Source organism: Mycolicibacter minnesotensis, assembly GCF_010731755.1.
Classification (GTDB): Bacteria; Actinomycetota; Actinomycetes; order Mycobacteriales; family Mycobacteriaceae; genus Mycobacterium; species Mycobacterium minnesotense.
In genome coordinates this window covers 371,125-388,031 of the sequence record NZ_AP022589.1, presented here as the reverse complement: position 1 = coordinate 388,031, position 16,907 = coordinate 371,125, and the positions used below count along the sequence as shown (strand labels likewise).

At 65.7% G+C, this 16,907-nt stretch carries 16 protein-coding genes, 2 tRNA genes and 1 pseudogene; 8 read left to right on the top strand and 11 right to left on the bottom strand.

The window, feature by feature from the left end; all coding sequences use genetic code 11:
• Positions 1–13: 13 nt before the first annotated feature.
• The 6 genes and pseudogenes from thpD to G6N09_RS01955 form a co-directional block, all read right to left on the bottom strand.
• Positions 14–916, bottom strand: coding sequence for an ectoine hydroxylase (gene thpD / locus G6N09_RS01980; RefSeq protein ID WP_197745889.1), 903 nt, complete (start codon positions 914–916; stop codon positions 14–16).
• Entirely contained in the window at positions 913–1,320 is a 408-nt protein-coding gene (locus G6N09_RS01975) for an ectoine synthase (protein ID WP_083024271.1), read from the bottom strand. The genes thpD and G6N09_RS01975 overlap by 4 nt, the downstream gene beginning before the upstream one ends.
• Positions 1,317–2,594 (bottom strand): diaminobutyrate--2-oxoglutarate transaminase, encoded by a 1,278-nt coding sequence (ectB, locus tag G6N09_RS01970; protein ID WP_083024268.1) that lies wholly within the window; start codon positions 2,592–2,594, stop codon positions 1,317–1,319. The genes G6N09_RS01975 and ectB overlap by 4 nt, the downstream gene beginning before the upstream one ends.
• Before the next feature lie 184 nt (positions 2,595–2,778).
• Positions 2,779–3,066, bottom strand: coding sequence for a GNAT family N-acetyltransferase (locus G6N09_RS19765; protein WP_234806964.1), 288 nt, complete (start codon positions 3,064–3,066; stop codon positions 2,779–2,781).
• Positions 3,067–3,348: 282 nt separating this feature from the next.
• Positions 3,349–3,459 (bottom strand): annotated as a pseudogene (locus tag G6N09_RS19760) (diaminobutyrate acetyltransferase); the annotation flags it as partial.
• A gap of 84 nt (positions 3,460–3,543) precedes the next feature.
• Positions 3,544–4,800 (bottom strand): MFS transporter, encoded by a 1,257-nt coding sequence (locus tag G6N09_RS01955; protein WP_083024265.1) that lies wholly within the window; start codon positions 4,798–4,800, stop codon positions 3,544–3,546.
• 96 nt (positions 4,801–4,896) lie between these two features.
• On the opposite strand from G6N09_RS01955, the gene G6N09_RS01950 reads away from it, so the two are divergent.
• From G6N09_RS01950 to G6N09_RS01935, 4 genes are all read left to right on the top strand, one after another.
• A complete protein-coding gene (locus G6N09_RS01950) occupies positions 4,897–5,685 on the top strand; it encodes a fumarylacetoacetate hydrolase family protein (RefSeq protein ID WP_083024263.1) in 789 nt (262 codons plus the stop codon).
• Positions 5,682–7,154, top strand: a complete 1,473-nt coding sequence (gltX, locus tag G6N09_RS01945; RefSeq protein ID WP_083024261.1) for a glutamate--tRNA ligase — start codon at positions 5,682–5,684, stop codon at positions 7,152–7,154. Before G6N09_RS01950 ends, gltX begins: the two co-directional genes overlap by 4 nt.
• A 110-nt stretch (positions 7,155–7,264) precedes the next feature.
• A tRNA-Gln gene (locus tag G6N09_RS01940) sits at positions 7,265–7,336 on the top strand.
• Between the two features lie 73 nt (positions 7,337–7,409).
• Positions 7,410–7,482 (top strand) — tRNA-Glu (locus G6N09_RS01935).
• A gap of 53 nt (positions 7,483–7,535) precedes the next feature.
• On the opposite strand, the gene G6N09_RS01930 is transcribed toward G6N09_RS01935, so the two are convergent.
• Positions 7,536–8,036: a PPOX class F420-dependent oxidoreductase gene (locus G6N09_RS01930; protein ID WP_083024259.1), complete on the bottom strand. Its 501-nt coding sequence runs from the start codon at positions 8,034–8,036 to the stop codon at positions 7,536–7,538.
• Positions 8,037–8,086: 50 nt separating this feature from the next.
• A complete protein-coding gene (locus tag G6N09_RS01925; RefSeq protein WP_083024256.1) occupies positions 8,087–8,788 on the bottom strand; it encodes an IclR family transcriptional regulator in 702 nt (233 codons plus the stop codon).
• 54 nt (positions 8,789–8,842) lie between these two features.
• Here G6N09_RS01925 and leuC point away from each other — a divergent pair, with 54 nt between their 5' ends.
• The 3 genes from leuC to G6N09_RS01910 all read left to right on the top strand — a co-directional run bounded on the left by leuC (position 8,843) and on the right by G6N09_RS01910 (position 11,794).
• Complete coding sequence (gene leuC / locus G6N09_RS01920) at positions 8,843–10,261, top strand: 3-isopropylmalate dehydratase large subunit (RefSeq protein WP_083024253.1); 1,419 nt, start codon at positions 8,843–8,845, stop codon at positions 10,259–10,261.
• A 28-nt stretch (positions 10,262–10,289) separates the two neighbouring features.
• Positions 10,290–10,886 (top strand): 3-isopropylmalate dehydratase small subunit, encoded by a 597-nt coding sequence (gene leuD, locus G6N09_RS01915; RefSeq protein ID WP_083024251.1) that lies wholly within the window; start codon positions 10,290–10,292, stop codon positions 10,884–10,886.
• A gap of 188 nt (positions 10,887–11,074) precedes the next feature.
• Positions 11,075–11,794: an HU family DNA-binding protein gene (locus G6N09_RS01910; protein ID WP_163752624.1), complete on the top strand. Its 720-nt coding sequence runs from the start codon at positions 11,075–11,077 to the stop codon at positions 11,792–11,794.
• Between the two features lie 59 nt (positions 11,795–11,853).
• On the opposite strand, the gene mutT1 is transcribed toward G6N09_RS01910, so the two are convergent.
• The 3 genes from mutT1 to cofC are packed head-to-tail and all read right to left on the bottom strand — an operon-like array spanning position 11,854 to position 15,715.
• Complete coding sequence (mutT1, locus tag G6N09_RS01905) at positions 11,854–12,786, bottom strand: 8-oxo-(d)GTP phosphatase MutT1 (protein ID WP_083024247.1); 933 nt, start codon at positions 12,784–12,786, stop codon at positions 11,854–11,856.
• 51 nt (positions 12,787–12,837) lie between these two features.
• Positions 12,838–15,045, bottom strand: coding sequence for an RNA degradosome polyphosphate kinase (locus G6N09_RS01900; protein WP_083024244.1), 2,208 nt, complete (start codon positions 15,043–15,045; stop codon positions 12,838–12,840).
• The gene (gene cofC / locus G6N09_RS01895) at positions 15,035–15,715 is read right to left on the bottom strand and encodes a 2-phospho-L-lactate guanylyltransferase (protein ID WP_083024242.1); all 681 of its coding nucleotides are present in this window, start codon (positions 15,713–15,715) and stop codon (positions 15,035–15,037) included. The genes G6N09_RS01900 and cofC overlap by 11 nt, the downstream gene beginning before the upstream one ends.
• 163 nt (positions 15,716–15,878) lie before the next feature.
• Here cofC and G6N09_RS01885 point away from each other — a divergent pair, with 163 nt between their 5' ends.
• Complete coding sequence (locus tag G6N09_RS01885) at positions 15,879–16,907, top strand: NAD(P)H-dependent glycerol-3-phosphate dehydrogenase (RefSeq protein ID WP_083024239.1); 1,029 nt, start codon at positions 15,879–15,881, stop codon at positions 16,905–16,907.

Below are 16,907 nucleotides of genomic sequence, written 5' to 3'. Positions count from 1 at the left end.
TGCGGTGGCCGATCTATACCGGGTCGAAGACGCGGCTGGCGATGAACGTCGGTCGTGGCGCGGTGGCACCGAACGGTTCCACCAACGTGTTGTTCACGCTGTTGTAGACGACGAAGACGTTCGAGCGCGCATACGGCGTGATGTTGCTGCTGGAACCGTGCATGCAGTTGCTGTCGAAAAAAACCGCCGACCCGGCCGGGCCGGTGATCTGCCGAATCCCGTGCTGGTCGGCTAGCCACGCCAGGCTCGCGTCGTCGGGCGTGCCGATCTGCTGCTGCTTGAGCGACGAGCGGTAGTGATCCGGGGGCGTGCGGCCCGGACACGACACGAACCACCGGTGTGAGCCGGGCATGATCATCAGCGAACCATTGCTGTCCAGGTTCTCGGTGAGGGCCACCGAGACGCTGACCGCGCGTGGCGAGGGCATGCCGTCTTCGGCGTGCCACGTCTCAAAATCGGAGTGCCAGTAGAACTCCCGGCCATTGAATCCCGGCTTGAAGTTGACCCGGCTTTGGTGCACGTACACATCTGAGCCGAGCAGCTGACGGGCCGGACCCACCAGGCGCGGGTCGGCCACCAGGGCTGCGAACGCCGGGCTGATGCGATGTACCTCGAAGATTGACCGGATCTGCCCACTGTCACGTTCGCATATCGAACGTTCGTCGGCGGCCAACGCGGAGTCGGCCCGCAAGCGGTCCAACTCGTTGCGCAGGTCTGTCACCACATCGGCGTCCACCAAAGTCTTGACGGCCAGGTAGCCCGCGGTCTCGAACTGCGCGACACCGGCAGGGCTCAAAGGTCCGCCGGTGGGCTGCTGGGTCCACACCACCGGGTCGTGTCGGGGTTCGATCCCGATCGTGACGTCGTTGCGGGTGGGGTAGCGGTCGGTGCGGAGGTCGGTCAGGGCAGGGGTCAAGAGACCACCTCCTGGACCGGCTCGGTCAGCAGGGGATACGCACCGGTCTCGTCGTGCACCTCCCGCCCGGTGACCGGCGGGTCGAAAACACAGACCATGCGCAGGTCCGTGTGGGCGATGACGCGGTGGTGCTCGTGGCCGTCGAGCAGGTAGAGGGTGCCGTCGCTCAGCGGGTGCAAGTCGCCGGTCTCGTCGTTGATCAGCTCTCCCTCGCCGCCGACGCAGTACACCGCTTCGACGTGGTTGGCGTACCACATCGAGGTCTCGGTGCCGGCATACAGAATCGTCTCGTGCAGGGAGAATCGCTGCCCGTCGCGCGCCAGCAGGAGTCGCTGACTGTTCCACGTCTTGGACGTGACGTCACGGTCGGTACCTTTGATCTCGGCGAGGGTACGAACGATCATCGGCTGGCTCCTGACGAGGTTGGGGTGAGTTCACGGGCGGCGACAGATTCGATCGATTCGGCGACGATTGTCAGGCCTTCGGTCAGGTCATCATCGTCAATAACCAACGCCGGCATAAGTTTTACGACTTCTCCATTCGGCCCGGAGGTCTCCAGCAGCAGGCCGCGATCGAACGCTTCGCGGCATACCGCTGCGGCCAGTTCCGGACGTTCGAAAGCCACACCGCGGATCAGACCGCGACCTCGTGTGCTGACACCGTCTATCGGATCGACAACTTCGGTCAGCGCTTGCTCGATCAGCTCACCCTTGCGCAGCACGGACTTCTCCAACCTGTTGTCGGTCCAGAAGTTCAACGCCGCGGCGGCGGTGACAAAGGAAGGATTCTGGCCGCGAAACGTGCCGTTGTGCTCGCCGGGTTCCCAGACGTCCAGCTCCGGCTTCAACAGCGTCAGCGCCATCGGGAGCCCGTATCCGCTGATCGACTTGGACAGGCAGACTATGTCGGGATCGATGCCCGCCGCTTCGAAGCTGAAGAACGGTCCGGTACGCCCGCAACCCATCTGAACGTCATCGACGATCAGCAGCAACTCGTGGCGCCGGCACAATTCGGACAGCCCGCGCAACCAGTCGAGGCGAGCCACGTTGACCCCGCCTTCGCCCTGCACGGTCTCCACGATCACCGCAGCTGGGTCGTTGAGCCCGCTGCCGCTGTCTTTGAGCAGCCGCTCAAACCACAAGAAGTCGGGCACCACGCCGTCGAGGTAGTTGTCGTAGGGCATCGGGGTGGCGTGCACCAACGGAATTCCGGCGCCACCGCGCTTCATCGAATTGCCGGTCACACTGAGCGATCCCAGCGTCATTCCGTGAAAGGCATTGGTAAAGCTGATGATGCTCTCGCGGCCGGTGACCTTGCGGGCCAGCTTCAGTGCCGACTCGACCGCATTGGTTCCGGTGGGCCCCGGGAACTGGACCTTGTAGTCGAGCCCCCGAGGCTTGAGAATCACCTGCTCGAAGCGCTCCAGGAACTCGGCTTTGGCCACCGTATTCATGTCGAGGCTGTGCACCACCCGGTCCGAACTCAGGTACTTCAACAGCGGCTCCCGCAACTCGGGATGATTATGGCCGTAGTTGAGCGCGCCGGCACCGGCGAAGAAGTCCAGGTACTCACGGCCGTCCACGTCCCACATCCGGGAGCCACTGGCACGGTCGAACATCACCGGCCAGGAACGGCAATAGCTTCGTACCTCGGATTCAAGGGTTTCAAAAATCGTCATGGATCCTCCGTCCGTCGGTCAGACAACGGAACGGAACGACGGGTCGAATTCATACGTGTGCCGCGGGTGATCTCGGCTCGACCTGCCACCCCGCTCGGATGCCCCCAGCGAGGTTCGCCGGGGCTCACGTTTGCGCGTTCGTAACCTTACCGAGACCATTTTGTGATCTCAACATCGCAACGCCTCAGTGGCGGCGTGCGGGTACCCGGAGCGGTCCGATGCGAAACAGTTCCTCGGCCAGATGCGATTCCGGGAACAAACCCGCGCCGAACAGCTCCGAACACTCCAGCGACGCCTCCCATCGCCGGGCAAATGCGCCGAACAATCGCCGGCTGGCTTCGTTGTCCGGTGTGATTGAGGTCTCAAGATGCGTGACGCCGTCGATCACCTGGGCCCGCACCAAATGATCGAGCATCCGCCCTGCCAGCCCCGCTCCGCGGTGTGCGGCGTTGACGGCGACCTGCCAGACCATCAGAGTCGCCGGCCGCTCCGGGCGTCGATAGCCGGTGACGAAGCCGCCCAGTCGATGCGGCGGTTCCAGTTTCGGCTCTCCTGCGTCGAGCCTCGCTGAACCGCCGGGCCGATGCGGCGGTTCCAGTTTCGGCTCTCCTGCGTCGAGCCTCGCTGAACCGCCGGGCCGATGCGGCGGTTCCAGTTTCGGCTCTCCTGCGTCGAGCCTCGCTGAACCGCCCAGTCGATGCGGCGGTTCCAGTTTCGGCTCTCCTGCATCGAGCCTCGCTGAACCGCCGGGCTCCCCGTCGACCTCGGCGACCACCGAGGTCGCGGCGAAATCGCGACACCACAACAGGTACGAGTAGGGCGAATTCACGTCGAGTGCTGAGCTGTCGACGGCCATCTGCCACAGGGCTGGGCCGTCCGCCACAGTTGGTGTCCGAAGCCGGACATGATCCGTATCCGTCATCGTTTCGACGGTACGTGGCGCCAGACCTCAGGGTGGCGGCGGCGGGGTGGGCGGCGGTCCGGGCGGCACTCGCAGGGTTCGCCGCGCCTCGCGAACACTGCGCCCTTGGGGCTCGGCGCTCACCGGTACCAATCGCAGTGCGGCCAGCGGAAACAGTCCACACAGCGCAAAAGCCAGCGGATAGCCGACAGTGCCGATCAGCGCACCGAATATCGGGGGCGCGATCCCTGCCGTTAGCCGCTGGGTGGTGTTCTGGATGCCCAGCGCGCGACCGCTCCAATACGGCCCGGCGATCTCCGCGACCGCGGTGGAAGCCAATCCGTTGTCCAGCACGGTGATCACCGCGGCAACGACCATCACTGCCTCGGCGACATGGGAATGTGCGTGATCGGCGGCCCCCAGTGCCAGCATCGCCAATGCTCCGGCGACTGCGAGGCTGCGGATGGGCCGCAGCCGAGACCGCACCCGGTCCGACCATCGGCCGGCCGCCACCCGGCCCGCGGCGCCGAGCAGCTGCGAGACCGTCACCAGCCCGCCCGCCGCGGCGATCGACCAGTGCGTGTCGACGATCAGCCAGACCAGCATGAACGTCGCGAGCACGCATTGCGGAACCATCAGCAGCGCAGACGACACGTGAATGCGCCACAGCACCTTCGAGCCGCTGTAGGGATTGGCCAGTTCGGCGCCGGTGGCCGCCGAACGGGGCGCACGTGGCGGATCGACCACCCCGATCACACATGCCACCGCCGACACCGCGCACAGCGTCGCCGGGAACATCAGTGCACGTGCCAGTCCGTGCTCGGCCAACTCGGGAATCACTGCGGCCCCCAACGCGATACCCAACGGCTGCGCGGTCTGGCGGATGCCCATCACCAGGCCGCGATGGTGGGGCGGAAACCAACCCGTCACCAGCCGCCCACTGGCGCTGTTGGCGCTGGCGGCCGCCATTCCCCCCAAAAACAGGAATGCACCGACCCCGACCAGCGATTGCATGGAAGCGGCCGCGAATGTTGCCAAGGCGGTCAGCGCCGAGCCGATGGTCAGCACGATTCGCTCGCCGATGCGGTCCAGCAGGGCGCCCCAGGCGAACAATGTCAGCACCATGCCGAAACTGGGCATCGAGGCCAGCAGGCCCGCCATCGCCAGGTTGGTCTCGCGCTTGGTCTCCAGCATCGGGATGACAAAGGCGATGCCGTTGATGAAGACGAACGAGCACAACGTGGCGATCAGCGCGACGATCACCACCGACCAGCGAGCGGCCGTACCGATCGGCTCGGTAGACATCCGGCTATGTTTCCACAGCCCCGCCGACCAGGGATGCCTTCGCCCGGCTCGGCCGCGCTGGAGATCAAGTTGTCCTGGTTGATTAGGCTTGCTCGAATGCGCCTAGGTCGAATTGCCAGCCCGGACGGTGTCGCCTTCGTCAGCCTTGAGGGAGACCCCGACCGGCCACATGAGATGACCGCCCGCGAGATCGCCGAGCATCCCTTCGGCACACCGGAGTTCACCGGCAGGTCCTGGCCGCTGGCCGATGTGCGTCTGCTCGCCCCGATTCTGGCCAGCAAGGTGGTCTGCATCGGCAAGAACTATGCGGCCCACATCGCCGAAATGGGTGGCTCCCCACCAGCCAATCCGATGATGTTCCTCAAGCCCAACACCGCCATCATCGGCCCCAATGTTCCGATTCAGCTGCCCGCCAACGCTTCCCCGGTCCACTTCGAAGGGGAGCTGGCCGTGGTCATCTCGCGTCCGTGCAAAGACGTTCCGGCCGCGCGCGCCAAAGACAACATCTTGGGCTACACGATCGGCAACGACGTGTCCGCCCGTGATCAGCAGAAGTCCGACGGGCAGTGGACCCGGGCCAAGGGGCATGACACCTTCTGCCCGGTCGGACCGTGGATCGTCACCGACCTCGACCCGGCCGACCTGGCCATCCGGACCGAGGTCAACGGGGTGGTCAAGCAGGACAGTCGGACCTCGCTGATGATGCACGACGTCGGTGCCATCGTGGAGTGGATCTCCGCGGTGATGACACTGCTGCCCGGCGACATCATCCTTACCGGCACCCCCGACGGTGTCGGTCCCATCGAGCACGGCGACACCGTGTCCATCTCCATCGAAGGCATTGGCACTCTGTCCAATCCGGTAATTCGCAAAGGAAAGTCGTGACCGCATCTGGTGTTCGCGTCCGGTTCTGCCCGTCGCCGACCGGCACGCCGCACGTCGGGCTGATTCGCACCGCCTTGTTCAACTGGGCCTACGCCCGCCACACGGGCGGCACCTTGGTCTTCCGGGTGGAAGACACCGACGCCGAGCGTGACAGCGAGGAAAGCTACCTGGCGCTGCTGGACGCGCTGCGCTGGCTGCATCTGGACTGGGACGAGGGGCCCGAGGTGGGTGGGCTCTATGGCCCCTACCGGCAGTCCGAACGCGCCGACACCCACCGGGACGTAGTGGCGCAGCTGCTGGCGGCGGGGGAGGCCTATGAGGCCTTCTCGACGCCAGACGAAGTTGAGGCCCGCCACCTTGCCGCCGGCCGCAACCCCAAGCTGGGGTACGACAACTTCGATCGCGAGCTCACCGCAGAGCAGCGAGCCGGGTATCTCGCCGAGGGCCGCAAGCCCGTCGTGCGCCTGCGCATGCCCGATACCGAGCTCGGCTGGACGGATCTGGTGCGCGGACCTACCTCTTTTCCGGCGGGCACGGTGCCCGACTTCGCGCTCACCCGCGCCAATGGTGATCCCCTGTACACGTTGGTCAACCCGGTTGACGACGCCATGATGAAGATCACCCATGTGCTGCGCGGCGAAGACCTGCTGCCCTCCACGCCACGTCAGATCGCGCTGTACCAGGCACTGATGCGCATCGGGGTGGCCGACCGCATCCCGGAGTTCGGGCACCTGCCAACCGTTTTGGGTGAGGGCACCAAGAAACTGTCCAAACGGGACCCGCAGTCGAATCTGTTCGCGCACCGCGACCGGGGCTTCATTCCCGAAGGGTTGCTGAACTACCTGGCTCTGCTGGGCTGGTCCATTGCCGACGACCGCGATGTGTTCAGCCTCGACGAGATGGTCGCCGCCTTTGACGTGGTGGACGTGAACTCCAACCCGGCCCGTTTCGACCAGAAGAAGGCCGATGCACTCAATGCCGAGCACATCCGGCTGCTGGACCTGGAGGACTTCACCGCGCGGTTGCGCGGTTACCTCGATGGGCACGGACACGACACCGGCCTGGACGACGCCGGCTTCGCGACGGCCGCTGCATTGGTGCAGACCCGCATCGTGGTGCTCGGGGACGCCTGGGGGTTGCTGAAGTTCTTCAACGACGAGCACTACGAGCTGGACCCGCGGGCCGCTGCCAAGGAGTCGGGGCCCGACGCCGCACCGGTGCTCGACGCCGCCATCGCTGCGCTGGACGGCGTAGGGGAGTGGACGACCGCCAACATCGAGGCCGCGCTCAAAGCCGCGCTCCTGGACGGCCTGGAGCTCAAACCGCGCAAGGCCTTCGGGCCGATTCGGGTCGCGGTCTCCGGCGGTTTGGTCAGCCCGCCGCTGTTCGAGTCGCTGGAACTGCTGGGCTCGGCACGTAGCCTGACCAGGCTGCGGAGCGCCCGAGACGGCGTTGGGCAAGCGCGATGACAACTTCGCGCTAGAAGTTTGGTAGTCTGCTCGTCGGCCCAAGAACGGCTGGCCGGAAGTGTCCAAGCGGCACTCTGACCAGCGGTAATGGCCGGGACCTTGCTGGTCTTTGGGGTATGGTGTAATTGGCAACACAGCGGTTTCTGGTACCGCCATTCTAGGTTCGAGTCCTGGTACCCCAGCAAAAGCAGTCCGCCGCAAGCGATTAGGCGGGCTGCACGGGTTGAGTTATGCTGGCAACCCGGAATTGTTCTAGCCCCCGTCGTCTAGCGGCCTAGGACGCCGCCCTCTCACGGCGGTAGCGTGGGTTCGAATCCCATCGGGGGTACATCGCAAAAGGCCCGCACATTCACAGTGCGGGCCTTTTGTTTTGACCGGGGCTTACTCGCTGCCCGGAGCGGTGGAACCGGACAACGGCATGGCCGGCAAACCGAGCTTGCGGTGGTCCCATGAGCGGGTACGCCGTGTGACGATGCGCACAGCCACCCGATTGTTCATCATGGCGTCCACGCCCGGCTTCATCTCGTCGGTGTAGGGGCCGGTGTAGCGCTCCCAGACACTGACGCCGACCCGAAAGATGGCCTCCGGGTCGTCGACGATCTCCGCGATCCCTTCGAAGGCCGCGCCGCGCAGGGTGTCGTAGGTCTGGCCGGCTTCCAGGAGGAAGGTGACCCGTGGATCACGGCGCAGGTTGACCGCCTTCTGGGACTTGGCCTTGGTCTCAAGCCAGATCTCGCCGTCGAGTACGGCGTACCACATCGCGGTCAGGTGGGGCTGCCCGTCGGGCCCGATGGTGGCTAGCGTCCCGGTCCGGTGGTTGATGACGAAGTCAGCGACTTCGGCATCGGTCATGACGATCTGTGCGCGCTGTTTGGTTCCCATCTCTGCAGTCTGTCAGGCGGTCCGGAGCCCCTGCCGAGCAGACGGCAGGGCTAGAGCCTCTCGGAGACCGCGCCGGCCGCGGCGAGCAGGTCGGCAGCCCAGCGTGCGCCCGGGCGGGGCCCCATCCGGTCGATGGGTCCCGACACCGAGATCGCCGCGACCACCGTGCCCCGCTGATCGCGTACTGGAGCCGACACACTGGCCACCCCAGGCTCGCGTTCTGCGACGCTTTGCGCCCAGCCCCGGCGACGAACGTCCGACAAGGTGCGACCGGTGAACTTGGCCGCCATCAACACCTCCTGTTGAACGGCGGCATCGGCATAGGCCAGCAGCACTTTGGCGCCCGAACCTGCGGTCATCGGTAGCCGCGCACCCACCGGAACCGTGTCGCGCAGACCGGCGGGCGGTTCCAATGCCGCGACGCAGACCCGCTCGTTGCCCTCTCGGCGATACAGCTGCACGCTTTCTCCCGTGATCTCCCGCAGTCGGGGCAACACCGCTGCACCGGCCGCTCGGAGTGGATCGTCGCCGCGGGCCGCCAGTTCGCTCACCGCGGGGCCGATCTGCCAACGGCCCTCGGTGTCGCGTCCGAGCAGCCGGTGGGTTTCCAGGCCCGCCGCCAGCCGGTGTGCGGTGGCGCGCGGCAGTCCGGTCCGGTCGCACAGTTCAGCAAGGCCGCAGGGCGATTCGGCCACGGAATGCAGTACCGCCAGGGCTTTGTCCAGAACGCCGATGCCGCTATGCTGTCCCATATACAGATACTAGCGTCTCACAATGTAAGACGGTAAAGATTGGGGATGGCAGCAATGTCCAAGACCGAGCAGCCTCGCACCCTGGCCGAGAAGGTCTGGGCGGACCACGTGGTGGTCTCCGGCGGTGGGACCGAACCTGACCTCATCTACATCGATCTGCACCTGGTCCACGAAGTCACCAGTCCGCAGGCGTTCGAAGGCCTGCGGCTCGCCGGCCGCCCCGTCCGGCGCCCGGATCTGACCATCGCCACGGAAGACCACAACGTCCCGACTGCCGACATCGACAAGCCGATCGCGGACCCGGTGTCACGGACCCAGGTCGAGACGTTGCGGCACAACTGCGCCGAGTTCGGTATCCGGTTGCACCCCATGGGTGATATCGATCAGGGCATCGTGCACATCATCGGGCCGCAGTTGGGTCTCACCCAACCCGGCACCACGGTGGTCTGCGGTGACAGTCACACCTCCACCCACGGCGCATTCGGCGCGCTGGCAATGGGTATCGGCACTTCCGAGGTCGAGCACGTGCTGGCCACCCAGACGCTGCCGCTGAAGCCTTTTAAGACCATGGCGGTCAACGTCGACGGGCAGCTCGCCGACGGGGTGACGGCCAAGGACATCATCTTGGCCGTGATCGCCCAGATCGGCACCGGCGGCGGCCAGGGCTATGTCATCGAGTACCGCGGCAGCGCTATCGAGGCACTGTCGATGGAGGCCCGGATGACGGTCTGCAATATGAGCATTGAGGCCGGCGCCCGAGCCGGCATGGTTGCTCCCGATGAGACCACCTATGAGTATCTGCGGGGCCGGCCGCACGCGCCGTCCGGCGCGGATTGGGACGCCGCGGTGGCGTATTGGAGCAGCCTTCGCACCGACCCCGGGGCCGTCTTCGACACCGAGGTCTACCTGGATGCGGACGCGCTGACACCTTTTGTGACGTGGGGTACCAACCCTGGTCAGGGAATCCCGCTCGGGGCAACGGTGCCCGACCCGGAGTCGATTCACGACGAGGATGAGCGGCGCGCCGCGGAGAAGGCGTTGGCCTACATGGACCTTGCGCCGGGGATGCCGATGCGCGACGTCGCGGTGGACACCGTCTTCGTCGGTTCCTGCACGAACGGCCGCATCGAGGACCTGCGGGCGGTGGCCGGTGTGCTGCGCGGACGTCAGGTCGCCGAAGGGGTGCGGATGCTTGTGGTTCCGGGTTCCATGCGGGTTCGCAATCAGGCCGAAGATGAAGGGCTTGCGGAGGTTTTCACCGCCGCGGGAGCCGAATGGCGCCAACCCGGCTGCTCGATGTGTCTGGGGATGAACCCGGATCAGCTGGAACCGGGACAGCGGTCGGCGTCGACCTCCAACCGCAATTTCGAGGGGCGGCAGGGCAAGGGGGGGCGGACCCATCTGGTGTCGCCGGTGGTAGCCGCCGCCACCGCCGTCCGCGGGACGTTGTCGTCCCCCGCTGACTTGAACTGACCGCCACGGTATTTAAAGGAGCCTAGTCATGGAAGCTTTCCGCACTCATACCGGAATCGGAGTACCGCTGCGGCGGTCCAATGTCGACACCGACCAGATCATTCCTGCGGTCTATTTGAAGCGGATCACTCGGACAGGATTTGAGGACGGCCTGTTCGCCACGTGGCGCACCGATCCGTCCTTCGTGCTGAATCTCAGCCCTTTCGACCAGGGTTCGGTGCTGGTGGCCGGGCCGGACTTCGGTACCGGGTCGTCGCGCGAACACGCGGTGTGGGCGCTGCTCGACTACGGGTTCCGGGTGGTGATCTCCTCGCGGTTCGCCGACATCTTCCGCGGCAATGCCGGCAAGGCCGGCCTGCTGGCAGCCCAGGTTGCTCAAGATGATGTGGAACTGCTGTGGAAAGTTATCGAGCAGAGCCCCGGGCTGGAAATCACTGTCAATCTTCAAGATCGGAATATCACCGCAGGAACAGTGGTGGTGGCGTTCACGATTGACGATTACACCGCCTGGCGACTGTCCGAAGGCCTTGACGATATAGGCCTTACGCTGCGGAAACTCGATGAGATCGATTCTTTCGAAGCGGCTCGTCCGGACTGGAAACCGCGCACACTGCTCACTTCTTGAGGGCCTGTGCCGGAGCTTAATTCCGGTCTTCATGGCGCTCTCGTCAGCGCCCAAGGGCGGTAACCGGATTGCCGAATTCGCCCATAATCTCATCTGAAATTGCGCGTGGCTCTTGGATATCAGTGCTATCAGGGTTTACCGTGTGCTCTAGTCGGCTCAAGTAGGGCCACTGGTCTCGGAGGGATTGGATGAACAAAGCAGAGCTCATCGAGGTGCTCACAAAGGAATTGGACACCGACCGTCGGTCGGCGACCGAGGCCGTCGAGCATTTCGTCAATGCCATTGTGCGCGCCGTCCACAAGGGTGAGAGCGTCACCATCACCGGGTTCGGCGTCTTTGAGCGTCGTCGTCGCGCCGCGCGCGTGGCCCGCAATCCCCGCACCGGTGAAACGGTCAAGGTGAAGCCGACGTCCGTTCCCGCGTTCCGGCCCGGTGCGCAGTTCAAGGCAATTGTTTCGGGCGCACAGCGTGTCCCGTCCGAGGGTCTCGCCGTCAAGCGTGGTGCGGGCGCCAGTGCAACTGCCGCGAAGGCCGCCAAGAAGGCCCCCGCCAAGAAGGCCACCAAGGCCGCCGCGAAGAAGACCGTCGCCAAGGCAACAAAGGCGACCAAGGCGACCAAGGCCGCTGCGACCAAGGCTCCGGCCAAGAAGGTCGTGGCCAAGAAGGCAGCCACTAAGGCTCCGGCCAAGAAGGTTGTGGCTAAGAAGGTAGCGACCAAGGCTCCGGCCAAGAAGGTCGTCGCCAAGGCTCCGGCCAAGAAGGTCGTGGCGAAGAAGGCAGCCACTAAGGCTCCGGCCAAGAAGGTTGTGGCTAAGAAGGTAGCGACCAAGGCTCCGGCCAAGAAGGTCGTCGCCAAGGCTCCGGCCAAGAAGGCCACCAAGGCCCCGGCCCGCAAGGGCCGCAAATAGCCGGTCGTAGCAACGAACAGCCGAGCGCCGCGGGGTCCAACCCCGCGGCGCTCGGTCGTTCAGGCCAGTACGCGTGCCGCCAGTGGACTACCGAGATGATCGGCGGCGATCAGACGGCCGTTCGACAGGGACAACACCCAAGTGCTGCCCTTGCGGTTGCGTGATTTGTCAGGGCTGATCCCATCGCGTTCACACCACCACGCGATCAAGTCCGGAATCACCTTGCCCTGTGTGCAAATAACCGGTGTACCGGCAAGTCCGGCGATCTCGAGCACCCTGCGACGGGCCCGTTTGGGGTTGTCGGCGTAGGACTCCTCGGTCAGGGCCGGCTCGTTGTGTATTGCCACCCCCAGCTCAGCAGCGAGGGGTTCCACGCTCTGTTCACAGCGCACTCGGTCGGCGGCATAGACCGAGGTGGCGCCGAAGGCCAGCAGTTGATCGGTGAGCGCCTCCGCCTGGGCGCGGCCCGTTTTGTCCAGCGGTCGAAGACGGTCGTCGCCGGAGAACCGCGACCGGCGCCCGGCAGCGCCGTGCCGGACGATCAACACCGTGTCGGTATCGGCGGGCTTCTTGGCGAACCGCCGCAAGATCTTCCGATCGAAGGCGTACTGCAATTCCTTCATTGCGGCCTCGATCGGTAGCCAGACGAGATCATCGACTTCGTGATTGGGCACGAAGTCGCCGCCGAGCGCACGCGCGCTCCAATACCGCACCTTTTTGAGGCCTTGGGTTACCGGATAGCTGACCGCCCCCAGCCGACGGCCCAGGTGCGCGTGTTGGCCGGTCTCTTCCAGAATCTCGCGCACGGCCGTCACGGGCTCGGTCTCACCGGGATCCACCTTGCCCTTGGGCAGTGACCAGTCGTCGTAACGCGGCCGGTGGATGAGAGCGACTTCGACAGCATTGCGTCGGTGCCTCCACAGCACCGCGCCCGCGGCATGGACCAGCTTGCCGGTGGCCTCAGAGCCTTCCGCGACTGTCGTTTCGAGCACCTTGCACTCCTGCAGGTCAATTGGGGCTACGCGGACGGCTTGGGCATGGCGTCAGGGATTGCGGTGTCGCTCCATCAACGATGCCTGATGGTCGCGCACCGTGGCGCCGGTCTGCGGTTCGGCCGACCACTGGCCATCGGATCCGAGCTCCCAGCAACGCGTAGCCGGATCCATCGCCGAGTCGAACACATCACCGAGCTGAGCGGTCAGCCGCGGGTTGCGCACCTGCACCATCACCTCGACGCGCCGGTCCAGGTTGCGGTGCATCATGTCGGCGCTGCCGATCCAGAACTCATCGATGGCCTGGAAGTGGATGATGCGGGAGTGCTCCAGGAAACGGCCGAGAATCGACCGGACGAAGATATTTTCGGAGAAGCCTTCGACTCCGGGGCGCAGCGCGCAGATACCGCGCACAAACAGCTCGACCCGCACCCCGGCCCGAGAGGCCCGGTAGAGCGCGTCGATCACCTGCTCGTCCACCAGTGAGTTGAGCTTGAGCCGGATGCGGCCGCTGCCGCTCTGGCGGTGCGCAATGACCTCACGCTCGATGCGCTCGATGATCCCTGTCCGCACTCCGTGCGGTGCGACCAACAGGTTGCGGTAGGCGACTTTCCGCGAATAACCGGTCAGCGAGTTGAACAGGTCGGTCAAGTCGGCGCCGATATCGGGGTCCGCGGTGAGCAACCCCACATCCTCGTAGAGGCGTGCGGTCTTGGAGTTGTAGTTGCCGGTGCCGATATGGCAGTAGCGCCGGATGGCCGAGCCCTCGCGGCGTACCACCAGGCAGACCTTGCAGTGAGTTTTCAGCCCGATCAGGCCGTACACCACGTGGACGCCGGCCTGTTCCAGTTTGCGTGCCCATTTGATGTTGGCCTGCTCGTCGAAGCGGGCCTTGATCTCGACGAGGGCCACCACCTGCTTACCGGCTTCGGCAGCGTCGATCAGCGCGGTGACGATCGGCGAATCACCCGAGGTGCGGTACAGGGTCTGCTTGATGGCCAGTACTCCCGGGTCGGCGGCGGCCTGCTCGATGAAACGCTGCACGCTGGTGGAGAACGAGTCATATGGGTGGTGCACGAGCACGTCGCCCTCGCGCAGGGTGGCGAAAATGCTCTTCGGAGTTTCCCGTTCGGCGAATGCGGGGTGGGTGGCCGGGACGAATGTCCGATCCTTGAGGTCGGGACGGTCCTGCCCGTAGATCTGCCACAAGGACGACATGTCGAGCAGGCCGGGGAGCTCGACGACGTCTCCGGGGTGCACGTCCAGTTCGCGCAGCAACAACTCCAGCATGTTCTCGGTCATGTCGTCGGCAACCTCAAGGCGCACTGGCGAGCCGAACCGTCGCCGCGCCAACTCCCGCTCGAGCGCCTGCAACAGGTCTTCGTCGCGGTCCTCTTCGACCTCGAAGTCGGCGTTGCGGGTGATGCGGAATGCGTGATGCTCCACGATCTCCATGCCGGGGAAGAGCACCGGCAAGAACGCCGCGATCAACTCTTCCATCGGCAGGAAGCGGACTCCGTCACGGCTTTCGGTGCTGCTGGCGCCTGCATCGAGTTCGACGAAGCGCTCGACGTTGTCGGGAACTTTGACCCGGGCGAAGTGACTTCCGCCATCCTCGGGACGCTTGACCGTCACTGCCAGGTTCAGGCTGAGCCCGCTGACGAAGGGGAACGGGTGGGCCGGATCGACGGCAAGCGGCGTCAGCACGGGGAACACCTGCTCGTGGAAGTAGACGGAGAGCTGTTCCCGCTCGGCCGGCGACAGGTCCGCCCACGTGACGATATGAATGCCCTCGGCGGCCAGTGCCGGACGAACCGAGTCGAGGAACACGCGGGCGTGACTGGTGGCGATCCGCTGGGTCTGCTCGCCGATCCGGCGCAGCTGCTCACGCGGGGTAAGGCCGTCGGCCGAACGCACCGAGAGCCCCATCTCGTCGCGGCGCTTGAGACCGGCGACGCGGACCATGTAGAACTCGTCGAGATTCGAAGCGAAGATCGCCAGAAACTTGGCGCGCTCCAACAGTGGCAGCGATGTGTCAGCGGCCAATGCCAGCACTCGCGCATTGAAGTCCAACCAGCTCAATTCCCGGTTGAGGTAGCGGTCCGGGGGCAGTTCGTCGTCATCGCAGGCCGCTGGCGCGGCGGTGGCAGCCGGTGGGGCGGTCGGGGTTGCGTCGTTGGGACGCCAGTCGGTCGTGTCGATACGCGTCTCGGTGAGTTCGCTGCCCTCTATTTCGTCCACTCCGAAATCATTGCTCATCGCGCGTGGCACTGCCACTGGACTTTGCGCGAGCGAGCGCGCGGGCCGTGGCGGCACCCACACCGAGGCGCCGTGCCACCGCCAGGTCCTCGGCTGTGTCGATGTCGCACCGCAGGCCCGGCCAGGCGCCGGTCAGCTCCAGAGCGCCCGATTGCCGGTGCCGATTCGAGGAATCCCGACCGAATCGAGGTTCCAGTGCGGTGCCGAACGCGAAGAGCGCCGCGGTGCCCATCCCATGCCGGTCGGCGACGAAGCTGCGCCTGTGTGTCCGTGCCGCGGTGATCGCCTCGTCGAGTTCGTAGGTCTGCAGGGCTGGCAGATCACCTTGCAAAACAACGATATTCGGCACAGATTCCGACACCGATGATTCGGCCGCGATAAGCGCGTTGTTCAGCGGGTCGCTGTGACCGTCGGGCGTCGGGTCCGCCAGCACCTCGGCTCCCAGCTCTGCGGCGGCCGCAGCCGCGGCCTCATCGGGGGTGACCACGGTGATGTGTTCGAGCCCGCGGGCGGCTAAGGCCGCGGTGATGGTGTCCACCAGCATGGCCAGCACCACGGCCTCGCGCAGCGGCGCCGGGAATGTCGGCGCCAGCCTGGTCTTGGCCACGCTGAGCCGTTTGACGGCGATGATCAGGCCGATGCCGGATTCGTCGGCCTGTGTTGACTGCACACAGACATCCTGCCAGCGCCGGGTGCAGTGGCGGTGATCCGCTTCGCCCGGCTCCGCCGCGCTCGCGATCCCCGCTGGGTTGATGGCGGTGATCCGCTTCGCCCGGCTCCGCCGCGCTCGCGATCCCCGCTAGGGTGATGCGCTTACAGGGAGGTGGTGTGCGATGGCCGGCACTGAGGGCACTGTCGCGGTGATGGGTGCAGGCGCGTGGGGCACGGCCTTGGCCAAGGTACTCGCCGACGCCGGCAGTCAGGTCAGGCTGTGGGCACGTCGTCCCGACATCGCCGCGCAGATCAACCAGACCCGGTCCAACCCCGACTACCTCCCCGGCTTCATCGTGCCCGACGCGGTGCACGCCACCAGTGATCCCGCCGAAGCCCTGGACGGATTGACCACGGTGGTGCTGGCCGTCCCGGCGCAGTCCATGCGCGCCAATCTTCAGACGTGGACCCCGCATCTCAACGGAGGCGCCACCCTGGTCAGCGTGGCTAAGGGCATCGAACTGGGCACGCTGATGCGCATGAGCCAGGTGATCGCGGCGGTGACGGGATTCGACACCGGGCAGGTCGCGGTCGTGTCGGGCCCCAACCTCGCTGCGGAGATCGCTGCTGGTCAACCGGCGGCCACCGTGGTCGCCTGCACCGACTCCGGCCGAGCGGTGGCGCTGCAGCGGATGCTCAACACCGGCTACTTCCGGCCCTATACCAATTCCGACGTGGTCGGCACCGAGATCGGCGGCGCCTGCAAGAACATCATCGCCCTGGCGTGTGGAATGGCGGCGGGGGTGGGCCTGGGCGAGAACACGGCGGCCGCCATCATCACCCGGGGCCTGGCCGAGATCATTCGCCTGGGCGTCGCCCTGGGCGCCAAGGACACCACCCTGGCCGGCCTGGCCGGCGTGGGTGACTTGGTGGCCACCTGCACGTCACCGCATTCCCGCAACCGGTCCTTCGGCGAGCGCCTGGGCCGGGGCGAGGCGATGCCGCAGGTGCCCGGGTCGGCGGGGCTGGTGAGCACCACCGGCGGCCACGTAGTCGAAGGAGTGACGTCGTGCCAGTCGGTGCTGGCGCTGGCTTCCAGCTACGACGTGGAGATGCCGTTGACCGAAGCCGTGCACCGGGTCTGCCACACCGGGTCGTCGGTCACCGAGGCGGTGGCCCTGCTGCTGGGACGTCGCACCAAACCGGAGTGA